The sequence below is a fragment of the Trichodesmium erythraeum IMS101 genome (genome assembly GCF_000014265.1).
Classification (GTDB): domain Bacteria; phylum Cyanobacteriota; class Cyanobacteriia; order Cyanobacteriales; family Microcoleaceae; genus Trichodesmium; species Trichodesmium erythraeum.
In genome coordinates this window covers 4,991,790-5,010,965 of record NC_008312.1, presented here as the reverse complement: position 1 = coordinate 5,010,965, position 19,176 = coordinate 4,991,790, and the positions used below count along the sequence as shown (strand labels likewise).

Below are 19,176 nucleotides of genomic sequence, written 5' to 3'. Positions count from 1 at the left end.
GATATTTATATCTATTTATTATGAAGATCATAAAATTGCTCGCCATTACTCTATTAAGTTTCTGTATCACTGTGGGAATTAATGTTTTACCTCCCACTTTAGCTGAATCTTCTGCCACTCATCTAGTTCAAGAAGGAACTCAATTATTACAACAAGGAAAGGCAGAAGCAGCATTAGAAATTTGGCAAAAAGCAGAGGAACTTTATCGCCAAAATCAAAATCAAACTGGTATTATCGGTACCAAAATTAATCAAGCTCAAGCTTTAACCAGTTTGGGTTTTCATGAACGTTCGTGTAATACTGTCTTAAAAGCATTTGGCAATGATTTAGAATGCGCTCGCTTAACTGAAAATGACTTAGAAAATGTTCTGGAAAAGTTTCAAACATCAAATACTAGCCTAAATTTTCAGGGGTTACAAATCTTAGGAAATGGACTGCTGGCGTTCGGTAAATTGGAGTTATCTGAAAAGGTATTAGAAGCAAGTTATAAGTGGGTAAATTCTAACAATACTAAAGCTCAATTGTTGATAAGTTTAGGTAACAATAGGCTTTCTCAAGCTCAAAATATTGCTGTCGATCGTAGAAGTGGAAAAGATGAACGAGCGCTTCGAACCCTAGTTGATCAAAGTTTATCTAATTATCAAGAAGCTGCCAGTATTTCTACTGACAAATCAGTTCAAATTCAAGGAACTATTAATAATCTTAGTTTGCTAGTCAAATTTACTAAAGAAATTGGTGATTTAGATACTTATGTACAATTTCAGATTGAAACTTTACCCGAAATTATTGATTTTTTAAATCAAATTAATCCTACTCCTAAATCAATTAGAGCCAGAATTAAATTAGCAGAAATTTTTACAAATATTGAGGAAATTAAAGATCAATCAGCTTTTGTTGAATTTCAAACTAATATTACTAAGTTAACTCCACCTAGCGAATTATTAAATCAGGCAATTGAAGAAGCAAAAGATATTAATAATTTCCGTTTAGAAGCTTATGGAATTGGTACCCAGGCAAAATTTAATATCAAAAAAGGAAACCTAGAAAAAGCACTTAAATTGACAAATAAAGCATTATTGACTGCTCAAAAAGTATCTGCTTATGATATTGTTTATCAACTCCAAGAACAATTAGGAGATATTTTGATTAAGCAAGGAAATTATTCAGAGGCACTCTTGGCTGACAAATCTGCTTTTAATACTCTCCAAGTTTTACGACAGGATTTAGTAGTATTAAATAGAGATATTCAGTTTAACTTTCGTGATAGTATTGAACCTTTGTATAGAAAATTGCTAGGCTTATTACTGCAACCTGAACTTGGCTTAAATCAACCCAATGTGGCAAATATTAAAGTTGCTGTTGAAGTAATTGAATCTCTACAATTAGCAGAATTGGATAATTTTTTCCAAGATGCTTGTGTGAGGGCTCAGGATATTAATTTTGATGAAATTGATCAGAATGCAGCTGTTATTTATCCAATCTTATTCGAGGATCGATTAAGTGTGATTCTCAAATTGCCTGGTACTGATAATTTTCGTTATGCTAGCTTCAGTGAGAGTAATTTTAAAGCCATCGATAGAGCCATAAATGGCAAAATTAATCAATATATCAAAGAACAAACTCCAATGGATCGTCGTATAGTCAAAGGGGGAAAGCGGGAGTTAAATAAACTTTATCAGTGGTTAATCAAACCTTTTGAAGCATATTTGGAAATAGACGATGAATATGATACGAGTCAAATAAAAACCCTAGTTTTTGTCTTGGAAGGAGCACTTAGAAATATTCCTATGTCCGCTTTATATGATAGTGAACGGGAACGATATCTAGTGGAACGATACGCGATCGCTGTAGCTCCCAGTTTGCAATTGCTTCCTCCAAAAGTATTATTAGAAGGTAAGTTACAAGTGTTAATTGCTGGAACAGATAAAAAAGCACCAAGTTATGGTGAGAAATATAATCCTTTAAAAAATGTCAAACAGGAACTAGAGAGTATTAAGAAAATTATACCAAAGTCTGAGACATTAGCAGATGAAAAATTCACGGCAATTAATATTCAAGACCAAATTAATTCTGTACCCTTTAACATTGTCCACATTGCAACTCACGGACAATTTAGCTCTAATATTGAGGAGACTGCTATTTTTGCATGGGATAAACCTATTAATGTTAAAGATTTTGAACAACTGCTCCAGAGTGAGAATTTGCAGCGATCGGATCGAGCTATAGAGTTATTAATTTTAAGTGCTTGTCAGACAGCTATTGGAGATCAACGAGCAGCATTGGGTTTAGCTGGATTTGCAGTTCGGGCAGGAGTTCGTAGTGTTTTAGGGAGTTTATGGAGGGTAGATGATGCCTCGACAGCAGAGTTAATGAAACAATTTTATGAAGAATTATTGCAGTTGCAGTCTGATACTTCACAGCAGTCTAATAGTTCAGAACTGAGAAAGGCAGAAGCACTACGTCAAGTTCAAATTAAGTTTATCAAAGGAGAAATTCAACCAGAATACCAGCAACCTTATTATTGGTCACCATTTATTCTTGTTGGTAATTGGTTATAATAATACAGGGAAAAGGCGAGACTTTTGTGCCTCAGTATTCCACCAAACAACTTTGGTACTAAAAATACAACTTATCGCTCCGCCAAAATGCCCTGACTAATTTAATATCATCATAAGTGTAACGCTCTTGTAAATACTCATAAATAGGCTTTAATTTTTCATCCCCTACTTTTTCTATTGCAGCAATAATTTCTTTCTGAATTGCTGGCTTTACCAACCTATCAATATCTATCGGTTGTTCCTTCTCTATCAACTCAGCTAAATGATTAACAATTCCGCTAGCTTTGACTCCCCTTTCATTAGCAATAGCATGAATACTTAATCCTTTTTTATACAACTCCAAGGTTTTTATTTGGGTCAGAGAAGGAACATTATCCACAACTTTTGCTAAGTCTCGAATAGGTTCCGACTTAATAGGTAAACCATACTTGAGACAATAATTTTTAATCTTCTCAATAAACTTTTTACCATACTTATCTCGCTTCCAATTACCTACTCCAGAAATACGAATAAATTCATCCAAAGTTTGGGGGCGTTTCTTAGCCATTTCCTGCAGTGTGTGATCTTGAAAAATCGTAGTAGGAGGAATACTTTGTTCATCAGCCATTCTTTTGCGTAATGCCCGTAACTCTTCAAATAATCTTTTTTCATCTACAGCCAAAGAAGTGGTAGTTTTTTCAATTTGACGCTTCTTTTCTATAGCAATTTTTACCTTAGTTTTTCTACCCATTACCTCCCAACTATGTTGATTAAGTTTCAACACCGAATAACCATCGGCTGTTTCATCCATTAAACCTTGATGTAAAAGAGATTTTGCTAAATTTTTCCATTCCTCGGTAGCTCTATCTTTGCCAATACCATAAGTAGAAAGTTGATCATGTCTCCTATCCAAAATTTTCTGACTTTTAGAACCTCTTAAAACATCAATAATATAAGTCATGCCAAACCTTTCTTTAGTCCTCGCCACACAAGACAAAAACTTCATGGCTTCAATAGTCCAATCTTCTATTGGCTTAGGATATTTACAATTATCACAGTTCCCACAATTTCCTGGAAAATCTTCCCCAAAATAACTTAACAAAACTCGATGACGACATTCGGTAGCCTCAGCATAATTAATTATTCTTCTTAACTGTTGTTCAGCAATTCTTTGTTCTTGCTCATCAACTTTTTGACCGATTAAATATTCAATACTTCTCTTATCGCCATAACTAAAAAATAGAATACATTGAGCAGGCTCTCCATCTCGACCAGACCTACCAGTTTCTTGATAATAACCTTCTATGTTTTTAGACAAGTCATAGTGAATTACAAACCTGACATCTGGTTTATCAATTCCCATGCCAAATGCCACAGTTGCGACAATAACATCAACATCATCTCTGATAAATTTAGTTTGATTAGTAGTTCTTTCCTCGTCAGTCATACCAGCATGATAAGCCAAAGCAGATACATTATTTTGTCGTAGTTTATAAGCAATTTCATCAACCCGTTTACGACTATTACAATAAACTATTCCTGAGCCACCAATTGTTCTAATTATTTGCAATATTTCAGCAAAAGTATTTTTAGCACTGGTTTTTTGACGCACTTCATAATATAAGTTGGAACGGAAAAAACTAGCGATATGAATATAGGGTTTTTGTAAGTTTAATTGAGTAGTAATATCTTCTCTAACTCGTTTTGTTGCTGTGGCAGTTAGAGCCATTATTGGTACATCTGGATAAGTTTCTCTTAGGAGTTTTAACTGTCGATATTCTGGGCGAAAATCGTGACCCCATTCTGAAACACAATGAGCTTCATCTATGGCAAAAGTTGATATACCTTGTTGAGAACTAATTAATTCTAAAAATTCTAAAAATTTTTCTGATAATAATCTCTCTGGAGCTACATATAAAAGTTTGATTTTTCCCAGAATAATATCTGTTGATCGTCTACGAGTTTCAGTTAAATCTAAAGTGCTATTTAAAAATGTAGCAGCAATACCATTATCTTTTAAAGATTCTACTTGGTCTTGCATTAAAGAAATGAGGGGAGAGACTACTATTGTTAAGCCTGGTTTGAGCAATGCTGGCATTTGGAAACATAAAGATTTTCCTCCACCAGTAGGCATGATAATTAATAGGTCTTTTTGTTGTAGTGCTGTTTGAATAATTTGTTTTTGCCCAGGACGGAATGAGTCATAACCAAAGTAATTTTTTAGATGTTGTTCTAGTGAAGGTTGATTAAATTCTGATTGGTTTGACACTGACATAGTTATAATTAGTTTAATATTTAATAATTTCCTATATTGTAGATTGGGTTAAGTGGCAGCGCAACCCAATACAAACACCTATCTATTAAATATCTGCATCAACTAAGTTTTTATCCAGGTATTTCAAAGCTTTGAGGTTAATTAAAAGTAATAATTAATTTAATATTTAATATTTAATAATTTCTTCTATTGTAGGTTGGGTTAAGCCGCGGCACATCCCAAGACAAACATCTATTTTATTAACTTTTAACTTTTTAATTTTAACTTTTTAATTTTAACTTTTTAACTTTTTAATTTTTTAATTTTAACTTTTAATTCTTATCCGGACCTAATATTATCTGCTTTACCCAATAGATAGTCATCACCAATGCTACCATAGATGAAATCATTGCCATTACCCCTATAGAGATTATCATTTCCACCTCGATCATCAACTATAAAATCATCGCTTTTACCTCCAAAGACATTATCGTCACTTTCTAATACATTGATAATATCATTTCCTTGAAAACCTGAAATGCTATTATTTCATTTAACATCAAGTCGAAAAATTTAACCTGATCAACTGGAACATTTTTATATAAATGCAGTTATTCCATACACTTTACCAATGGCGAGTTTACCAAAAATTGAAGTGATAATATCAAATGACAATGAACTAATAACAGGTTAAATTTACTCTAGAATTTAATAATTTATCTCTTGACAGCCAATGTTATTCCATCACCTATAGGAAGCATGGAGATATCTACTCTTTCGTCTTTACAAATTAAATTGTTGATATTTCTCAAAGCTACAGTGCTTTGATCATTGATTTGATCATTAATAACTGCTCCAGACCATAAGACATTGTCTATTATAATTAAACCTCCTTTTCTTAATAGCTGAAGTCCTTTCTCATAATAAATTTCATAGTTAGTTTTATCAGCATCAATAAACATCAAATCAAAAGTTCCCGACTCTCCCGAATCTATTTTTGCTTGTAAGGTTTCTTTGGCGGGGGCTAAGTACAACTGAATCTTATGTGCGACTCCCGCCTCTTCCCAGAACCTCTTTGCTACTGCAGTCCATTCTTCAGATACATCGCAAGCTACTAAGGTTCCTTGTTCGGGAAGAGCTAAGGCAACGGCTAAGGAACTGTAACCAGTATATATGCCTACTTCAATTGCTTTATTTGCTCCCATTATACGAACTAAATTAGCCATAAAAGCACCTTGCTCTGGGCATATTTGCATTATGGCACTTTTGTCTTTTAATGTTTCTATCCTGAGTTTTTTCAGTATTTCTGGTTCTCTGATCCCTACTGACCAGAGATAGTTTCTTAGATCTGAATTGTAGTTTAGAACTGATGAAGACATGATAATTTTTCTTTGATTAATTTTTACTGAAACTAATTTTTTTTCTGTTTTTATCAATAGAATATTCTATATTTACTGCGGCGATCGCTTATTTAACAAATCTTCTTAACTTTTGACTTTTAACTATTAATTTTTGACTTTTCTTAACTTCTCTTACTTTTGATTTTTGACTTTTGAAATTTGATTTTTGAATTCTCTTATTTTTGATTTTTAACTATTAACTTTTGACTGATCCTAACTACTCTTACTTTTGATTTTTAACCTTTAACTTTTGACTATTCTTACCTTTGACTGTTGACTTTTGATTTTTTACTTTCTACCCTGGGAGGGATCGCCAGCCAATTTCCAGAGGGAATAAAACTCGCCCAAAAATAAGGATGACTGTACTTTTCCCCGGCTTCCCCCCCCAGCATCTCCAGTTGAGTCTGCCTTAAAGCTTCTGTTCGTCCCATGTCTCCTCCCAACAACCGTTGATAATACTTCACCATTAAGTCTTTCGTCCCTTGGTCATCAACTTTCCATAAACTAATTACCTGACTCTGGGAACCTGCGATCGCGAATGCTCGTCTAAGTCCATAAACCCCCTCTCCGGGACTTATTCCCCCCAGCCCTGTGTCACAGGCCGATAATACCACTAGCTCTGTGCCTAGCAAATTCAGTCCGGCGGCTTCCAAAGCCGTCAATAAACCATTATCTCCATCTATTTGTTCCTCTTTAACCCCAGCCAGAGCTAAACTTGACCGTAGTAGGGAATCTTTATTTACCGTGGGATATTTCTCAGGATCTTCAATTGTTTCAAATAAACCATGAGTAGCAATATGCAATATGAAAGGACTTTGAACTTGTTTGACGGCTTCTTCAGTCGCTGCCCCTCGTAGTAAAGGCTCAACTCCAAGCAACTCACCAATGGCTTTGACCTCCTCTTCGGTTCCTGGTAGTCCAGGAAGACCTAAGTCGGAGACACCGAACCTATCCTTAGACTTAATAGTTACCTGATCTTTTTCCGAGTATGTAGGGTATCCTAGCAATACCGCTGGTGACGTGTTTCTTGGTGTGGAGGTAAATGTGAGTAAGTCCCGTCCTGAGCTTAGGTAGGTGAAGCTATAGTTTTCTACGAGAAAGCGGTTATTCTCATCAACTAATGCTTCAAAAGGAATTAAATTGAGACTGCTATCAGGAGAAATCAGAATTTGTTTCTGTGACCCCAGTAGTTGACGTACAGGCTGCATCAGCTTTTGGTCAAGTTCTCTGGCTGCATCTTTAAGCTGTTTTAGGGGAGTTTGGCTTTTGTCTCGTAGAGAAATTCTAAATACTTTTATGATGTTTTTAAATTCTTCAACTGCTCCCAGGTCGACGCCTTGGGGTTCTCCCTCTCTACTTAGAACGTAAACCCCATAGCGTGGTTTACCGAATTTGTCTGTCTTGGGGTCATAAGGATAATACTGGACAAATTCTACTAAGGCAGCGTTGGCGGGTATCAACTCCTGAATAGCTTCTAAGGTTACAGGTTGGGTGGCTGCCCGAAACTGGCTACTGCGACGACCAATTTTGTCTTCTAGTTCTTTTGCCTGTTTTTCTAAGAGGGCAAAATTTGCCTTGTAGGTTTCTAGAGGAAGATTTTTGGGTCGGTTATAGAGCAGAGTGGAAAGTTCACTATGAATATTATTAAGTTCGTCTAGCCATTGTAGTCCTTGAGGGTCAAGTTGTTGTCGGAGTATTCGTCTGCTGGTGGTGAAGAATTCGAGGAGGCGACCTTTGCGGCGTAGGATGGTGGTGAATGCTAAAGCGGCGGCGGCTGGATTATTTGGTGCTGTTTGCAGATGGAGAGAGATTGCTCTAGCCTTCGCTCCTGAGATGGTTTGGAGATATTTGTCTTTTTGAGGTTCAGCCCCGGCGGCTAAGTTGTAAGTTAGGTTTTTTTCTTGAACTTCTAAGACGCGTTTAAGGTATTGCACTGCTGAAGCAACGTCACCTTGAGCTGAGTAAAGTACAGCCAAATTGTCAAGGCTGGTGGCAACTAATGGATGTTCAGCACCCAGGAGTTTCTTTCTCATCTCTAATGCTTGTATATACAATGGTTCCGCTTCTGTATACTTTCCTTGAGCTTCGTAAAGTCTTGCCAAATTGTTGCGGCTGTTGGTCACATCAGGATGTTCAGCTCCCGGGAGCTTCTTGATCACCTCTAATGCTTGTATATAAACTGCTTGTCTCAACAATGCTTCCGCTTCTGTATACCTTCTTTGATCCTCGTAAAGTCCTGCCAAATTGTTGAGGCTGGTGGCAACATCAGGATGTTCAGCACCCAGGAGCTTCTTTCTCATCTCTAATGCTTGTATATACAAAGGTTCCGCTTCTATATACCTTCCTTGACGTCGGTAAATTTCTGCCAAATTGTTGAGGCTGGTGGCAACATCAGGATGTTCAGCACCCAGGAGCTTATTTCTCATATTTAATGCTTGTATATACAAAGGTTCCGCTTCTGTATACCTTCCTTGAACTCTGTAAAGTCCTGCCAAATTGTTGAGGCTGGTGGCAACATCAGGATGTTCAGCACCCAGGAGCTTCTTTCTCATCTCTAATGCTTGTATATACAATGGTTCCGCTTCTGTATACCTTCCTTGAACTCTGTAAAGTTCTGCCAAATTGTTGAGGCTGGTGGCAACATCAGGATGTTCAGCACCCAAGATCTGCAGCCTAATTTTCAAAGACTGCTCTAATAAAGGAACTGCTTCATCATATTTACCTTGTTTATATAGTTCAATAGCTTTGTCATTAAGTTCTGTGGCCAAAGTTAGAGAATCTTCTTTAGTTGAAGCCTGTCGCCAATTTAGCTTATAATTTCCCTGTTGACCTTTTTCATTGAGAGACCCATTAATTATCAGTTCCCCAGTTGCTTCTAATGTTGACAGTTGTTGTGATGGAACAAAATCATCTGCCCTTCCTGCCCGCATAACCAATACTCCTAGCCCGTTAATAACAAGAATAACTGTCAGCCAAGTTTGGACAAAGTAATTTTTGGTGAAAATTTTGGTAAACATCATAGCCAAAAGTCAAAAAGCAAAAGTCAAAAGTTTAAGGTCCTCTTTCTCTCCCCCAAGAAGGGAAGTCAAAAAAAGTAATTTGATTATTCCTAATATACACAATATAGACATTTTGGATAAGTCCTAATAAATAAAGTTATTTTAACAACAAGCCGATGCTCCTATCAATTCATCACAACTCAAAACAATTAATTCTGGTTTGGAATTCGAGCACTTAACCAAGTTTCCAAATCTTCTAAACTGTTAAAGTCTAACAAATATTCCCCTAAATTTTCTAGGTCTTCAACAGGCAAATATTCAATTTGGTTATTTATTGCAGTGGGAAGATCTTTAAATCTTTTTCTTAGCAAACCCATAACAAAAGCGATCGCTTCAGATAGACCTCCTTGAATTTCTCCTCTAGCCTCTCCTCTAGCCTCTGCTTCTTGCTCCGCATAAGCTATTTGTCCTCTTTCATCTTGCAATGCTATAGCTCTGCGCTCAACTATTTCTAACTCTTCTGGTGCCATATTAATTTTATTAGCAATATTTAAAGCCAGTTCTATCTCCTTAACAACTCCCAAACTTTCTGGAATATCATCCAGTCGAGGAGCTTCTTTGATAAAGAAAATCCACTTATCTGCCAAAGTTTTTAACTCTGCCAAACCTTTCTTAAACTTCAGTAACTCCACAAAAATTAGCCGCAATTCCGTATCGGAATATTCCCAATTTTCCTTTTGATGTTTAAACACAAATGGATTAATAAAATCTACCTTATCTTTATCTTTAAAGAAGATAAAATCCGTGATTGTTACCCCTATTACCGGACGTAGTAGGGGATAATCATCCTCTATTTTTCACTGGTTGCCATAACCCTTGATTAAGTCGTACATTACTCCCTTACTAAAAGCAATCATCAATGCTACCAGCATTTGAATAACCACAACCGAACCATCAAATAAAACAGCCTTTATATCTAAATAAGTATCCTTTAAACTAATTACTTGACCAGGCTTAAATAGATTAATAATCCTTAAAAACTTAATAGTTTTTTTCCATCATAAATTATCCCATTTAGGAAACCGATTAAAATTTCCTTGCTTTCCTCAGAACCAAAGATTTTTTTAAAAGCATAATCAACCTTGGGACTAACAAAATCCATAGTATTTTTTCCCTTAAGAGCATTTCACTTATTAAAAATATGATAGAACCAACTTGGTATCCTTTAAAATAGTGCAATAACTGTAGGTTAGGTCTGGTAAACGTAGCAAAACCTCCTAAGAGTAGCCCAACCACCATAACAAGGCTTTGTTGGGTTTCACTGCCCTTCTACCCAACCTAGATTTTTAGGTGCCGTCACATTGCCATGAACTGTTTTCCCAACTTTTACCCGGAACTGCCGGGCTTGATGTATCTGTATCACTCTAGGTTAGGTATTGTTTTGATACTTGACAGCAATAATAACTTGTGGTAAAAAAAACACTAAACAGGACTTACCCACCGGCATTACATCCAGTAAGGGAAAATCCCGTTTACCCCTACTAGATATGGCGGTTTTGCCTAAATCCTGATATAATAAAATAACTTAAACAGAAGCCAATGTTTCTATGGATTCATCACAACTCAAAATTATTGGTTCTGGTTTGGAAACCACCCTCAGTAGCTATGAAAAAGTTCTCCGAGAACTTGAGGCTGCTGAACCCCCCAAACCAGAACAAATATTAGCAGTATTAAATGCTAGAGATGTTGTCCAAGCAGTTTGGAATCAGTCCACCCCTATTTCCACCAACACTCAACAGAAACTACTTAAATTAGACAATTTGTTGAGAGCACAAGCCCATCGAATTACTCAAACCAAAGGAGTCAACCTCTCCCAATATCGTAGTAGCTTTTCTCCCCCCGAAAAAGCTTGGTGGTGGAGATTAGAAACAGAAGCTCCACCCCATTTTTGGGATCGTTGGGATTGGTTGTGGCGCGGCTTCACCGTTGCCGGTTGGACAGCTAACTTAGGATTACTCATAGATATTGTGCCTCGGTTTATTGGAGCTGGAACAGGACTCCCAGGAACAATTGCAGTTGCCTTCCCTAGCCTAATTACCCTATTGCAAGCCAGAAGTGAACTGACTAAGACAGGGCAAGAAGGATTTAATCGCTTACTAAAACGACTGGGAATTCCTCAACACTTTCATGAAGAAGCGAGATTTGGCTCAACAGCAATGCTCTTTGTGCTTCTAGTTGCCTTGCGAGCGAATTTCCCGGCTTTTTCTGATATGTACAACAAAAAAGGATTTGAAAAGTATCAACAAGGTCAATTTGCCGGAGCCGAATCAATCTATCAACAGGCATTAGCACTTGATCCTGATAATTTTGAAGCCCATTATAATTTAGCAGTACTGTACGAAGACTTACAGGAATTCGACAAAGCCAAAACTCAGTATCAATTTGCTGTCAAAGGAAAATTCATCAAAGCCCAAAATAATCAGGCTCGTCTTCATATAATAGATAATAAACCTGACCTAGCTATTCCCCTGCTATTAAAAGGGTTCAATAATTTTGCTAATCAAGATAATCCCTCAATTGCAATCACATACACCTTGTACAAAAATTTAGGATGGGCTTTCTCAAAGCAGGAACAAACCCAACTAGCTGAGAAATTTCTCAAAACTGCAATTCAGATCGGAAATTCTTCAGAGGGTATTGAAAAAATTAAAGCTCGAGGTTCAGCCCATTGTTTGCTGGCACAATTATTTCAAGGACAGCCAGAAAAGCAGGCAGAAGCAGTGGAACAATGGCAGAAATGCTGTCAGTTAGGTTCCGTATTCAACCCAGATGAAAGTAAATGGCTCAGTTCAGCCCATAAAAAATTAAAGGAGGCAGGAAAATCATGCGACGAGGACAATTTAAATCTCTAATTCCATTATTAAGCGGGGTAACTTTAGTAGGTATCTTAGCCAGACCCGTAAGTCCTGTTATCCCCGGTGTTAACTTTCTGATGATTCTGAGTCCACCAGGGCAGGTCAAACTCAAACGTCCCCATTGGCAAAAATATCAGCCAATAATAATAGGAACTCCCCTGAGAAATGAAGACCGCTTACTCCTCCCCAAGGGAGCCCAAGCTGAAGTACTGTGTCAGAATTTGACGGAATGGAAAGTTCCCGATGGCAGAGAATCTATTGTTAGTGAAGGGTGTCCCCCTGTGAGTAACCCCAAACTGAGGGAGCTAGGTAAGGTTACTGCAGATAGCCGGGCTATCAACGATCCCAAAATTCCCTATATTCTCAGTCCCAGGAATACAAAATTGTTGCCTACTCAGTCCTTAACTTTGCGATGGAACCAGGTTGAGGGAGCTAAAAATTATCGCGTGGAGCTGGTAGGTCCAGGTGTGAATTTGAATCAGGAAACAAGGGAAAACCAGCTAGTTTATACAGCGAAGCCACCCTTGAAACGGGGAGTTCGTTACTGGTTCAATGTGGTAACGGATAAAAATAAAACTTCAACATTTGAGGGAACTCCTGGATTTACTATTCTTTCAGAGAAAGAAGTCAAAGAGACATTGGGTGCAGTTGAAGAAATCAAGCAGAAGCAACTGAGTCGGGAAGCTCAAGCACTCGCTATCGCCCGCTTGTATCAAAGTAAAGAACTGTATAACGAAGCCATCAAACCGCTGGAAACTGCAATTCAAGATGGTATTAAATCTACAGCCATCTATCAACTCTTAGGAGAAATTCATCAAAAAATTGGATTAAATAGATTAGCACGCCTATACTACCTAAAAGCTCTGAAGCTAACCAAACCTGAAGCAGATTTGGAAGGTTTAGCAAATATCCAGGGGGGATTAGCTATCACCAATGCAATTATAAGATATAAGGATGATGCACTGAAGTATTTGGAATATGCCAAAGCTAGCTATAAGAAGCTTGAGCGGAAGAAAGAGCAGGAAAAAACAGTTCGTAAACTAGAAGCAGAAGTAAGCCGTATTTTAGGAATATGAGAGTAGAGGAGTGGAGAAGTAGGGGAATAGGGAATAGATGATCAAATTAATTCACTACACTGCAAATTCTGTGTGCATAGCAACTTCTTGCAGATAAAAACCCAGAAAAAATTGACTTTTGGGAATCCCTACATTGACCAAATTATCAGCAACACCATATTCTCATCCATCTGCGTGAATCCAGATTTGATCGCCAACAATTTTTCAATGTACGATACAACCATAGAACCTCCACCTATTTTCCGAACCAAAAGTCACAAATAAATAATGTAACTTATCCTCATTCACAGCGAAATCACCTTGAACTTTTCCATAGCGATCAGTAAGCTCTGTATGCTTTTTGAAAGCTCAGTAAATAAATTGATAATCAAAAATTATCAAACCTATAGTAATATCAAATAGCTTTATCTGTGTCATCTATTTCATCAAAAATTAACAAATTTATTAAGATTTCCCTCATTTGAATAAAATTTTACAGAACTTACACAAATTAGAACAAAATACGGTATGTTTAGGAGGGTAAACACCACTAGGGGGTAAAGGCCATTAGGGAGCAAAAGCTACTAGGGTGTAAAAGCCATTCAGGGCAAAGACTATTCAGGTGTAAAGGCCATTTAGGGCAAAGACCATTCAGGGGCATTCAAAGGCAAATGCTACTAGGGAGCAAATAATATTCAGGGGCAAAGTTCAAAGGCAAAGACCATTCAGGGGCATTCAAAGGCAAATGCTACTAGGGAGCAAATAATATTCAGGGGCAAAGTTCAAAGGCAAAGACCATTCAGGGGCATTCAAGGGCAAATACCATTCAGGGTATTCAAGGCCAAATAACATTAGGTAGCATTCAAGCACAAAGTTCAAGGACAAAGACCATTCAGGGTATTCAAAGGCAAATAACATCAGGTAGCATTCAAGCACAAAGTTCAAGGGCAAAGACCATTCAGGGTATTCAAAGGCAAATAACATCAGGGAGCATTCAAGCACAAAGTTCAAGGGCAAATAACATTAGGGAGCATTAGAGGGCAAATAACATCAGGGAGCATTCAAGCACAAAGTTCAAGGGCAAATAACATTAGTCCCTAACATGGTATTTCTGGGTAAGTCCTGATCTGCCTGACAGGTTGTTCAAAAATCTCTTCATAACTGATCAACAGATCATCTACTTCTATAGACAAAAACTTCAGTTCTTGTAGTAAACTAATAGATTTATAACTTATAGGTTGGGTCTAATGGACATAGTAAGATTACCCAGCAAAAACAAAGCTTTGTTGGGTTTCCCTCAGAAACAGTTCTTACAGTCAATTATTATCAAATTTATTCTCTAGTAACCCCAATCATTTTATTGCTTATTTCAAATAATTAGAATTATTAAAAAATAGCTTTGACTCCTGTTCTTATTCTCCGACCATCAAAACAGGAGAAATCAGAAATTGTCAGCTTCCCATCTATTTAACCGTTACGCGTTTACCACTACCTTCCTCCACATAACACTTTTCCACAAAACTTAAATAATGCTTTTTAAACACTGTTTGAGAAAAATTATCAGCCTGCTTTCTAATAATTTCTGGCTGAAAATACTCCCGAGAACTTTCAAAAAATTCCACCGCTTCTATTAATGCTTTTTCTGTTTGTTCAGAAAATAATAAACCAGTTGCCGAACTAGGATATTTTCTCATATCTAAAACCGTTTCATTCGCTCCACCAACACCATAAGCAATAACAGGAGTTCCACAAGCTTGTGCCTCCACTAAAGCCATACCAAAATCTTCACAAGCAGCATAAATAAAACCCTTAGCTTCTGACATATATTTAGCAACAACTTCTTCAGGTTGCCAACCCATAATTTTAACATTAGACTTAGCAAGATCACGTAATTTATTTAATTCCCCACCACTACCAATAACTATTAATTCTCGTCCTAACTGATTAAAAGCTCTAACAATTAAAGATATTTTTTTATAACTTACTAACCTACAAACTGTAAGATAAAAATCTTGTTTATCAGATTTAAAAGGAAACTTTTCCACATCTACTGGCGGATAAATAACCTCAGCTTTACGTCGATAACAACGCCAAATTCTACGAGCAGTATGTTGAGAATTAGCAATAAAATAATCTACTCGGTTAGCAGAAATGATATCCCATTCTCGCAGTCTATGTAAAAGATATCGAGTAAAAATTCCAGGAATACCCTTACCAAGCTTACTACTATTGAGATAATCAAAAGTTAAATCCCAAGCATAACGCATAGGAGTATGACAATAACAAATATGTAGTTGATAAGGTGTAGTTAAAACACCTTTAGCAACTGCATGGGAAGAAGAGAGAATTACATCATATTCTCCTAAGTCAAATTGTTCAATTGCTATTGGCAATAAAGGTAAATATTTTTGTACTCCGTTACGAGCCAAAGGCAAATATTGTAAAAATGTTTTACCTATTTGACGTTGATAAAAATAACTTTCTGGGTTCCTCGACTCAAAATCAATTAAAGCATATACATCTGCATTAATATGCTTGAGAATTTCCTTAACAACTAATTCCGAACCTCCAGTTGCTTTAGGAGTTAACCATTCATGAACAAGAGCATATTTGACTTCCACAATAGACTTTTAAATATTCAAGGATTGAACAACTTTTGATTTGATAGTATTTTTAAGACTGGTTAAATAATAGATATTATCTTGAGATTTAGTCACACTAACATTAAGAATATTAACTAAAAATTCTAAATAAAAATCCACACCAAATCGACAAAAATCAATCAAAATTTACCGTCATAAAGCAGCAAATGTAGAACATTATAATGAATAAGATTATATTTTTTTCAAGTATCTAAAATAGTATATGTTTATCTAAAAAATAATAAATCTAGGGATATAAAGAAAAGAAGTAAGAAGTTGAGCGATCGCCTGTTATTTTAGCTCCAGTTCCACGAAACTTAAAATTGCTACTACCCCTTAATAAATCCTATAATTATCACTGTCACCAACATCAACACCAGCCAAATATTTAATAGCCCCAAATGTTTTCTTCAGCTATTACTTGGTGACGTAGTTTTTCTGGCATAGCGATCGCCGTTTTTATCTCATTCAGAAAAGAAAACTTTTAGTCTATCTTCATAAATATATAAAGCTTAATAATTCAACGACAGCAATTGCCCAAGTTATTAGGTAAAACTACAAAATTAAAAAATTAAATATATTTAACTTGTTACCTATCCCCTGACCCATCTTTCCTGCTTCTTATCCTTTATTCTCTCATAATTTAATTAGAAATGCTGTTTAAGAAGATTGACTATCTCGTCTTCCTAATTCATAAATACCACAAGTTAAGCAAGTAATTATCCCAATACTAATTGACCAGCTTTTACCCAAACCAAATTCTACCCCCCAATTACATAAACTTCCTACAATTAAAAAAGGCACAATACTAAAAATAGAAGCATAAAAAGCATTTTGAGATTCTCTAGCTTTGCGGGTTCTTTCAAATTCTTCATCAGACATATACAACGATCTTTCCGCAAAATTAAACCAGCGGTTAAGTTGTAACGTCACCCAGTCACTAACAGGGGAAAAACCCCAATATAAGGCCAAAGACCATAAAGATGAACCTGCGATCGCTGTAGCATCTATGGCCAATCTAAAAGGCAAAATTTCTTCTAGTATCATTTTTTAGAATCTCAAATTATTTTATTTAACAGAATATTAAATCCTTGGATTATAGCAAATTTTAGAAAAGTATAGAACTTTTAGTAAATTCTACATAAAGAAAGGTATTTAGAATCAGGAAATCCAAAAATTATGCACATAAATATTCTCTATAATCATCGTAAATTATATCAATTATTATAAGTATATTCTTCGTTAAATATTCTCAATAAATATCATTATATAATTTATTTATAAATATATAGAACAACAACCAAAAAATTTTATCATAACATAATAACTAGAAAACCATTAGATGAAAATTTATATTTATAATAAAAATATAAGTATTTATAAGTATTTAAAAGAAAAAGTGTTGTTAAACATCTGACTTTTTTTACTACTAAAACATTTGAAAAGTATACATATTTAGGATGGTAAATTAATTATCAAATTATTGTTAAACAGCACAAAATAAAAATCAAGTGTATTTCCTTTCCAGAAAAAAAAATGAATTTACAATTCAAACACCAATGCGACTTTTTTTTCGTTATCTAAGATTAGTAATTATCACACAAAAAAATATTATACTTAAGCATACCTATCTTATAGAATCAAGTTTTACTACTCAAATATAGCTTAAATGTGAAATAATTTCCTGAAATTACTGAGATTGTGAGAATTTTGAACCTATAAAATCTTAATACATAATACTTAACTATTTTTGTCAAATTTTATGTTAATTAAAATATTAATAAGGCAAAGGTTATTGAGGAGTTTAGCCTTGCCCATAATGGGAGATTAACTTTCATGAAATACTTAATAAATGGTACAGAAACTTAATCCAAAGTCATCTAGTAAAAAAGGGGAACCAAAGTTAGAGTAAACCTTAAAAAAAGGGGGGAATAATCTCAGAGATAACTCTCTTAAATAAATTAGAGGCATTCTTATTCAACTCCTCTGATCCAGATGAACTATCCAGAAGTAAATTTTTTTTGACAAACAACTTAGTATAATATCAAATACCAAAAATAATGCTATAATCTTTGATAAATTATCAAAGATTAAATATTGAGCTATATCCTATTCAGCTTTTCCTAGGCTTAACACTATGCTAATCGTTTTTAAACAACCTTCAAGTAACAACTCAAGTTAGCTAAATTAGCTGATAACTAATTTAATTCATAACTTTTTTCATAATTATCCTATGGATAACTAATTACTTGTTTCCAAATAATGATTTAATAACCAATGCCCTCGCAAAACTAGAATTAGTTATTGATTAATGGTTCATTTATCAGGTTTCAGGTGTCAGGTTTAAAAATTAACAAATTAATAAAATATTACTACCAAATCCATTAATTTTTACCATATTTTTTTCGATTATAACTTTTTGCTTCAATAATTTTCGCTCTTTGCTGTCTACCATCAAACTTAACCACACCAAACCACCAAACCAACTAAAACTTAAGAGATAAATGAGTGCTAATAGTCAGTTAATACCTTATAGCTTATAAGTATAAACTGAATGCTTAGATCAAATCATCTATTCCCATCAATTATTTAAAAGTAAGGAAATATGTTAGTTCCTGGAAAAAAACTCTTATATAAATTCCCTATAGCCTTAAAACAGGGTTTACGTCACCCCCAAAAACAAAAAAAAATATTACTATTAGGATTTATGGCACTTGGTATAGCCACCTTAGGAATTAAACAAGAATTAGTCAAAGCACAAGGAGTCAAAACTACCAATCAACAAATATCATACATTAAAAACTGGCAAAATGCCTCTTTCCCCGTAGAAAACTTTCAAGGATACACATCAGCTTTTGGTCCTCGTGGTAGAGGTTTTCATTATGGGTTAGACTTAGCAGCTCCCCAAGGAAGCTATATCCGAAGTTGGTGGACCGGCACAGTGATGGAAGTTTGGGAAGATCGTCGTTGCGGTACTGGTATTATAATTAAGTCAGGTTCTTGGGAACACGTTTACTGTCACGTTCAAGGAAAAGTAGAAACTCACAATGGACATCGCTATCTAATAGATCGTGGTGGTGGAATTATGCTACCTCAAGGTCAAGTTTTGCCTGCTGGGAGTCGAATAGCTAGAGTCGGAATGACTGGTAGAACCAGTGGCCCCCATCTTCATTGGGGTTTGAAATATGGAGGACGTTGGGTAGACCCTGCTTTGATTTTGCGAGAAATGTATACTCAACAAACTAAACAGTTATCAAGCTTAGAACATAGATATAGTGCTAAGTACAACTCACACGCAAGCTATAACTAAGTTTTTGGTGCCTAAATGCTTACCTACACGATGATATAGAAACCTAAATAGAATATTGTCAATA

13 protein-coding genes are annotated in these 19,176 nt (G+C 35.5%); 4 read left to right on the top strand and 9 right to left on the bottom strand.

Features of this window, described 5'->3' with window-relative positions; all coding sequences use genetic code 11:
- Positions 1-20 precede the first annotated feature (20 nt).
- Positions 21-2,558: a CHAT domain-containing protein gene (locus TERY_RS15650; RefSeq protein ID WP_011612722.1), complete on the top strand. Its 2,538-nt coding sequence runs from the start codon at positions 21-23 to the stop codon at positions 2,556-2,558.
- Between the two features lie 58 nt (positions 2,559-2,616).
- Here the strand turns inward: TERY_RS15650 and recQ are convergent, their stop codons facing one another.
- From recQ to TERY_RS37130, 6 genes are all read right to left on the bottom strand, one after another.
- On the bottom strand, positions 2,617-4,812 hold the full coding sequence (recQ, locus tag TERY_RS15645) for a DNA helicase RecQ (protein WP_011612721.1): 2,196 nt from the start codon (positions 4,810-4,812) through the stop codon (positions 2,617-2,619).
- Positions 4,813-5,130: 318 nt separating this feature from the next.
- Positions 5,131-5,193, bottom strand: a complete 63-nt coding sequence (locus TERY_RS37140) for a hypothetical protein (protein WP_370497244.1) — start codon at positions 5,191-5,193, stop codon at positions 5,131-5,133.
- A gap of 314 nt (positions 5,194-5,507) precedes the next feature.
- Positions 5,508-6,170, bottom strand: coding sequence for a class I SAM-dependent methyltransferase (locus TERY_RS15640; RefSeq protein WP_011612720.1), 663 nt, complete (start codon positions 6,168-6,170; stop codon positions 5,508-5,510).
- A 281-nt stretch (positions 6,171-6,451) separates the two neighbouring features.
- Complete coding sequence (locus TERY_RS15635; protein ID WP_370495605.1) at positions 6,452-9,121, bottom strand: CHAT domain-containing tetratricopeptide repeat protein; 2,670 nt, start codon at positions 9,119-9,121, stop codon at positions 6,452-6,454.
- Between the two features lie 278 nt (positions 9,122-9,399).
- Positions 9,400-9,987, bottom strand: a complete 588-nt coding sequence (locus TERY_RS37135) for a DUF4351 domain-containing protein (RefSeq protein ID WP_370497242.1) — start codon at positions 9,985-9,987, stop codon at positions 9,400-9,402.
- Between the two features lie 236 nt (positions 9,988-10,223).
- Positions 10,224-10,352 (bottom strand): PD-(D/E)XK nuclease family transposase, encoded by a 129-nt coding sequence (locus TERY_RS37130; protein ID WP_370495603.1) that lies wholly within the window; start codon positions 10,350-10,352, stop codon positions 10,224-10,226.
- A 445-nt stretch (positions 10,353-10,797) separates the two neighbouring features.
- Between TERY_RS37130 and TERY_RS15625 the strand changes: the two genes are divergently transcribed.
- On the top strand, positions 10,798-12,102 hold the full coding sequence (locus TERY_RS15625; protein ID WP_011612718.1) for a tetratricopeptide repeat protein: 1,305 nt from the start codon (positions 10,798-10,800) through the stop codon (positions 12,100-12,102).
- A complete protein-coding gene (locus tag TERY_RS15620; protein ID WP_011612717.1) occupies positions 12,075-13,181 on the top strand; it encodes a hypothetical protein in 1,107 nt (368 codons plus the stop codon). Before TERY_RS15625 ends, TERY_RS15620 begins: the two co-directional genes overlap by 28 nt.
- Positions 13,182-13,235: 54 nt before the next feature.
- Here TERY_RS15620 and TERY_RS37125 read toward each other — a convergent pair whose 3' ends face one another.
- The 3 genes from TERY_RS37125 to TERY_RS15610 all read right to left on the bottom strand — a co-directional run bounded on the left by TERY_RS37125 (position 13,236) and on the right by TERY_RS15610 (position 16,846).
- On the bottom strand, positions 13,236-13,322 hold the full coding sequence (locus tag TERY_RS37125) for a hypothetical protein (RefSeq protein WP_370497240.1): 87 nt from the start codon (positions 13,320-13,322) through the stop codon (positions 13,236-13,238).
- A gap of 1,301 nt (positions 13,323-14,623) precedes the next feature.
- Positions 14,624-15,781, bottom strand: a complete 1,158-nt coding sequence (locus TERY_RS15615) for a glycosyltransferase (RefSeq protein ID WP_011612715.1) — start codon at positions 15,779-15,781, stop codon at positions 14,624-14,626.
- A 681-nt stretch (positions 15,782-16,462) separates the two neighbouring features.
- Entirely contained in the window at positions 16,463-16,846 is a 384-nt protein-coding gene (locus tag TERY_RS15610; RefSeq protein ID WP_044137632.1) for a hypothetical protein, read from the bottom strand.
- Positions 16,847-18,407: 1,561 nt separating this feature from the next.
- On the opposite strand from TERY_RS15610, the gene TERY_RS15605 reads away from it, so the two are divergent.
- Entirely contained in the window at positions 18,408-19,112 is a 705-nt protein-coding gene (locus TERY_RS15605; protein WP_011612713.1) for a peptidoglycan DD-metalloendopeptidase family protein, read from the top strand.
- The last annotated feature ends 64 nt before the right edge of the window (positions 19,113-19,176 follow it).